6 protein-coding genes are annotated in these 5,895 nt (G+C 75.6%); all 6 read right to left on the bottom strand.

Translation table 11 applies throughout. The features are described 5' to 3' along the window. Window positions 1-463 (bottom strand): hypothetical protein (locus tag AC0CYZ_RS28680; RefSeq protein WP_472221515.1); only part of this gene is annotated, 463 nt, incomplete at its 3' end. Then, entirely contained in the window at window positions 460-942 is a 483-nt protein-coding gene (ruvX, locus tag AC0CYZ_RS28685; protein ID WP_472221516.1) for a Holliday junction resolvase RuvX, read from the bottom strand. The genes AC0CYZ_RS28680 and ruvX, both read right to left, overlap by 4 nt. A gap of 3 nt (window positions 943-945) precedes the next feature. Continuing rightward, window positions 946-3,651: an alanine--tRNA ligase gene (gene alaS, locus AC0CYZ_RS28690; protein WP_472221517.1), complete on the bottom strand. Its 2,706-nt coding sequence runs from the start codon at window positions 3,649-3,651 to the stop codon at window positions 946-948. A 54-nt stretch (window positions 3,652-3,705) separates the two neighbouring features. After that, complete coding sequence (locus AC0CYZ_RS28695) at window positions 3,706-4,029, bottom strand: hypothetical protein (protein ID WP_472221518.1); 324 nt, start codon at window positions 4,027-4,029, stop codon at window positions 3,706-3,708. Then, a complete protein-coding gene (locus AC0CYZ_RS28700) occupies window positions 4,026-4,436 on the bottom strand; it encodes a DUF948 domain-containing protein (RefSeq protein ID WP_472221519.1) in 411 nt (136 codons plus the stop codon). Before AC0CYZ_RS28700 ends, AC0CYZ_RS28695 begins: the two co-directional genes overlap by 4 nt. A gap of 130 nt (window positions 4,437-4,566) precedes the next feature. After that, window positions 4,567-5,889: a replication-associated recombination protein A gene (locus AC0CYZ_RS28705; RefSeq protein WP_472221520.1), complete on the bottom strand. Its 1,323-nt coding sequence runs from the start codon at window positions 5,887-5,889 to the stop codon at window positions 4,567-4,569. Window positions 5,890-5,895 lie beyond the last annotated feature (6 nt).

Consider the following 5,895-nt stretch of genomic DNA (forward strand, 5'->3'; position numbering starts at 1 on the left):
GGAGCGGGACGGGCGCCGCGGCCCGCCGGACCGGGGGCGCGAGCGTGGGACCGACCGCGACGGCCGGCGCGGTCGGTCCGGCCGGGGCCGCACGCGGCCGCTCCCGGCGGTCCCCGTCGTCCGCCTCCCGCGCGGTCGGACGGCCCACGGGCCCGGGCAGGGCGACCCGCGACGGCGTCGTCGGCAGGCCGGTGTCCGCGCCGCCGTGGTGCAGCGTGTCGGTGGCCGCCTCGCCGCGGTGCAGCGTGTCGGTGACGGCGTCGGTGTGCTCGTCGGACGCGGGCCGCGCCGTGGGACCCGCTTCCGGGTCCGGCCGTCGCAGCCCGCGCGACCGCCGCGGCACGCTCGCCCGGCGCTCGTCGTCGGCGTCCTGCGCACGGGGGCGTCCCGAGCCGCCCCTCCCCGGACGCGCCACGACCGTCGCCATCGGGACCAGCCGGCGTCCGCCGTCGCGACCCGTCACGGGGCCTCCCCGCCCGGCGCCGGGCGCCGGCGCCCGTCCAGCCACGTCTGGAGGATCTCCACGGCGGCCGCCTGGTCGATGACGCGGCGCTGGGCGCGCCCCTTCACCCCGCGGTCCGAGAGCATCCGGGTGGCCGTGACGGTGGTGAGCCGCTCGTCGGCCCGGGTGATCGGGAGGTCGGTCACGGAGTGCTCGGCGAGCACCTCGCGCAGGTCCTCGACGTAGGCCCGCGCCGCCTGCGCCGCCGGACCCTCGCGCCCGGCGAGCGTGCGGGGAAGGCCCACGACCACCTCGACCACCTCGTGCTCGGTGACGAGCTCCACCAGCCGGTCCAGGTCGGACCACGTCGTCTCGTCGCGATCGAGCGTAACGAGGGGGGTCGCAAGGGTCCCCGCGGGATCGGAGAGGGCGACGCCGACGCGCACCGCGCCGACGTCGACCCCCAGGACCCGGCCCGGCGGCACCGCGTCGGCTCCCACGGGCTAGGCGCCCGCCGTCCCGGCGACCTGCGCGCGCAGTGCGTCGATCGCGGCGCCGATGCCCGCGTCCATCCCGCCCGGGCCGCCGGCGGGCGACCCGCCGCCCTGGGCGAGGTCGGCCTTCCCGCCGCCGCGGCCGCCGATGGTCGGGGCGAACCCCCGGACGAGGTCGCCCGCGGCCAGGCCGCGGTCGCGGGCGGCGGCCGTCGTCGCCACCACGAAGGAGACCTTGTCGCCGTCGGGGGCGAACAGGGCGACCACGCCGGGCCGGTCGCCGAGCCGGCCGCGGACGTCGGAGGCCAGGGTGCGCAGGTCGTTGCCGCCGACCCCGTCGGGCGTGCGGGCGGCGACCAGCGCGATGCCGTCGGCTCCGCCGATCACGTCCGCGCCGTCGGCCAGGGCCCCGGCGGACTCGAGCACCGCGCGGGCCCGCACGGCCTCGAGCTCCTTCTCCGCGGCGCGCAGCCGGTCGACGACCCCGGAGATCCGCTCGGGGAGCTCCTCGGGCTGGGCGCGGAACTGCTCGGCGAGCTGGTTGACCAGCACGTGCTCGCGGGCGAGGAAGCGGAAGGCGTCGATGCCGACGAGGGCCTCGACGCGGCGCACGCCCGAGCCCACCGAGCCCTCGGAGAGGAGCTTGACCAGGCCGAGCTGCCCGGCGCGGCCCACGTGCGTGCCGCCGCAGAGCTCGCGGGAGTAGTCGCCGACCTCGACGAGCCGCACGGCGTCGCCGTACTTCTCGCCGAACAGCGCGATGGCCCCGAGCTTGCGGGCCTCGGCCATGCTCGTGACGAACGCGCGGACCTCGTCGTCGCCGAGCAGCACCGAGTTGACCTCGTCCTCCACGTCGGCGAGGACCGAGGTGGGCACGGCCCCGGCCGGCGAGGTGAAGTCGAACCGCAGGCGCCCGGGGGCGTTGAGGGAGCCGGCCTGGGCGGCCGAGTCGCCGAGGGCCTTGCGCATGCCCGCGTGCACGAGGTGCGTGGCGGTGTGCGAGCGCGAGATCGCCGACCGGCGCTCCATGTCGATCTGGGCGGAGACGGCGGCGTCGCGGGTGACCTCGCCGTGCAGGACGCGGCCGCGGTGCACGCTCAGCCCGGGGACGGGCGTCTGCACGTCGGTGACCTCGACGGTGAACCCGTCACCGAACAGCCGGCCGGTGTCGGACTGCTGGCCGCCGCCCTCGGCGTAGAACGGCGTGCGGTCGAGCATGACCTCGACGTCGTCGCCCTCGACGGCGGCCGGCACCCCCACGCCGTCGACGACGAGCCCGACGACCGTCGCGTCCGCGCGCTGGTCGGTGTAGCCGAGGAAGTCGGTGAGGCCGGACCGCTCGAGGACCTCGCGGTAGGCGCTGGCGTCCGCGCCGCCGTGCTTGCGGGCGGCGGCGTCGGCCTTGGCGCGGGCCCGCTGCTCGTCCATGAGCGTGCGGAAGGCACCCTCGTCGACGGCCAGCCCGGCCTCGGAGGCCATCTCGAGGGTGAGGTCGATCGGGAAGCCGTAGGTGTCGTGCAGGGCGAACGCCGACGAGCCCGGCAGCGTCGTCGAGCCCGAGGCGCGGGTCTCGGCCACGGCCGACTCGAAGATGCGCGAGCCGGTGGCCAGCGTGGCGAGGAAGGCCTCCTCCTCGCGGCGCACGACGGCGGCGATCCGCTCGTAGCTCGTGGCGATCTCCGGGTAGGACGGGCTCATCGCGTCGCGGACGACGCCGACGAGGTCGACCAGCACCGGCTCGGTGATCCCGAGCAGCCGGGCGTTGCGCACGACGCGGCGCAGCAGCCGGCGCAGCACGTAGCCGCGGCCCTCGTTGCCGGGGACCACGCCGTCGCCGATGAGCATGGTGCCGGTGCGGACGTGGTCGGCGATCACGCGGAAGCGGACGCCGTCCTCCTCGCCGCTCCGGTCGTAGGACCGGCCCGAGAGCTGCTCCACGCGGTCGATCACCGGGCGCACCAGGTCGGTCTCGTAGACGTTGTCCACGCCCTGGAGCAGGAAGGCGACGCGCTCGACGCCGAGCCCGGTGTCGATGTTCTTCGACGGCAGCTCGCCGATGGGGGCGGCGCCGTACTTCGGGCTCTGCTCCCCTCGCACGTCCTGCATGAAGACGAGGTTCCAGATCTCGACGTAGCGGTCCTCGTCGACGACCGGGCCGCCGTCGAGCCCGTGCTCGGGCCCGCGGTCGTAGTAGATCTCCGAGCAGGGCCCGCCGGGGCCGGGGATGCCCATGTCCCAGTAGTTGTCGCGGCCGTCGCGGCGCTGGATGCGCTCCGACGGCAGGCCGATCACCTCGTGCCAGATGCGCTCGGCCTCGTCGTCGTTCTCGTAGACCGTGACCCAGATGCGCTCGGGGTCGAAGCCGTACCCGCCGTCGTCCTGGGAGCCGGTGACCAGCGCCCAGGCGTGGCGGATCGCGCCGTCCTTGAAGTAGTCGCCGAAGGAGAAGTTGCCCGCCATCTGGAAGAACGTGTTGTGGCGGGTGGTGTGCCCGACGTTCTCGATGTCGCCGGTGCGCACGCACTTCTGCACCGAGGTGGCCGTCGGGTACGGCGGCGGGGCCTCCCCGAGGAAGTACGGCTTGAACTGCACCATCCCGGCGTTGACGAACAGCAGCGTCGGGTCGTCGAGGATCAGCGAGGCGCTGGGGACGGGGGTGTGCCCGGCGTTCTCGAAGTGGGCGAGGAAACGGCGGCGGATCTCGTGGGTCTGCACTTCTGTCCTGCTCTGGGTGTCAGGGGCCGGTGAGGCGAGGCGGTGGGGGCGGGGTCAGCGACCCGCGGCCCCCCGCCGGGGCGCTCGCGCGTGTCGCGCGGGGATCGGCGCCGGCTCCGGGGGCGGCGGGAGCACGGCCGGACGCACCGGGATCCGTGCCGTGTCCTCCACGTAGGAGTACAGCTCCTCCTCGCGCTCGGTCATCGCGGCGCGCACCTCGGCCCCGAAGGCGCCGAGGCCGGCGCCGAGCTCGCGCAGGCCCTCGCCGAGGCTGGCGCCGACGCCCGCGGGGCTGGCGCGGTGGGCGGCCTGGGACACCTTGCGGGTGGCACTGACGCCGATCGCGACGCCGACACCCATCCAGAACAGTCGCTTCATCCCCGGGCACTCCGCTTGCCGTTGCTCTTCGCGGTCCGCTTCGACGGCGGCGCGTTCCTCAGTCTCCGTGCCTGGCTGGCCTTGCGCAGCCCATATGACAGGGCGGCGACCTTCACCAGCGGGCCGCCGAACGTCGCGGTGAACAGCGAGCTCAGCGCGCGGGTGTTGGCGGCGACGGCCTGCACGCTGGCCGTCACGCCGTCGACCCGCTCGAGCTGGGTGTTCACCGTGGTCAGCGTGACCTGGGCGTCGTCCAGCAGCGGGCCCGAACCCTCGTGCGCCTTGCGGATGGCGATCGTCGCCTCGTCGAGGGTGCGCCCGAGCTTGAGCAGGGGCACCGCCAACAGCAGCACCAGGATCACGAACGCGGCCGCAGCGATGATCGCCGCGATCTGCCCGACCGACACGGTCACTTCCCCTTCGGCTGGGGTCCAAGGACGTCCGCGGACGAGGACCCGGACGAACCGGGTGCTCCGTGCGGTGGCGGAAGGCTACCCGGGTGACCACGGCGCGCGGTGGGCCGCCCCGGACGATCACTCAGCCGCGGACGACGTCGCGCAGCCGCGCCAGTCGCTCGGCGATCGCCCGTTCCTCGCCGCGCCCGGACGGCTCGTAGTAGTCGTGGCCCACCAGCTCGTCGGGCGGGTACTGCTGGGCCACGACGGCCGCGCGGTCGTCGTGCGGGTAGCGGTAGCCGACGGCGTTGCCGAGCTTCTCGGCGCCGGCGTAGTGCCCGTCGCGCAGGTGCGGCGGGACGGAGCCGGCCGCGCCGCTGCGGACGTCGGACATCGCGGCGTCGATCGCGGTGATGACCGCGTTGGACTTCGGCGCCGTCGCGAGGTGGATCGTGGCCTGGGCGAGGGCGATGCGGCACTCGGGCAGGCCGATGAGCTGCACCGCCTGGGCCGCGGCGGTGGCGGCCAGCAGCGCCGTCGGGTCGGCGAGCCCGACGTCCTCGCTGGCGTGCACCACGAGGCGCCGGGCGATGAACCGCGGGTCCTCCCCCGCGACGATCATGCGGGCCAGGTAGTGCAGCGCGGCGTCGGGATCCGAGCCGCGGATCGACTTGATGAACGCGGAGATGACGTCGTAGTGCTGGTCGCCCGCGCGGTCGTAGCGCACCGCGACCTCGTCGACGACCTGCTCGACGACCGCGAGGTCGATCACGCCGCCCGGCTCGACCGCGTCGGCGGCGGCCTCGAGCGCGGTCAGGGAGCGCCGGCCGTCGCCCGCGGCGAGCCGGACGAGGTGCGCGCGGGCCTCGTCGGTCAGCGTCACGGTGCCGCCGAGGCCGCGCTCGTCGGCGACCGCGCGGTCGAGCAGGGTGCCGACGGCGGCGTCGTCGAGGGCGTGCAGGCCGAGGACCAGGCTGCGCGAGAGCAGCGGGGCGACGACGGAGAAGCTCGGGTTCTCGGTGGTGGCCCCGACGAGCAGCACCACCCGGTCCTCCACGGCGCCGAGCAGGGCGTCCTGCTGGGTGCGGCTGAAGCGGTGGATCTCGTCGATGAACAGCACCGTCCGGCGCGGCTCGGCGGCGGCGAGGCGTCGGCGTGCCACCTCGATGATCCCGCGGACCTCCTTGACGCCCGCGCTCAGGGCGGAGAGCGCCTCGAACGAGCGGCCGGTGGCGTGGGAGATGAGGCGGGCGAGGGTCGTCTTGCCCGTGCCGGGTGGGCCGTGGAGCAGCACCGACGCCGGGGCGGCACCCTCGACGAGGCGGCGCAGCGGGGCGCCCGGGGCCAGCAGGTGGTCCTGCCCGACGACCTCGTCGATGCTCGCGGGGCGCATCCGCACGGCCAGCGGGGACCGGGGCCGGTCGCCCTGCGGGGCCGGGCGGTCCTCGACGACGCCGCGGGTCACCGGCCG

The organism is Actinomycetospora sp., assembly GCF_055612215.1.

Coding starts and splice junctions, on each gene's coding strand:
- AC0CYZ_RS28695 (WP_472221518.1), bottom strand. CDS start 4,029: ATGAAGCGACTGTTCTGGATGGGTGTCGGCGTCGCGATCGGCGTCAGT.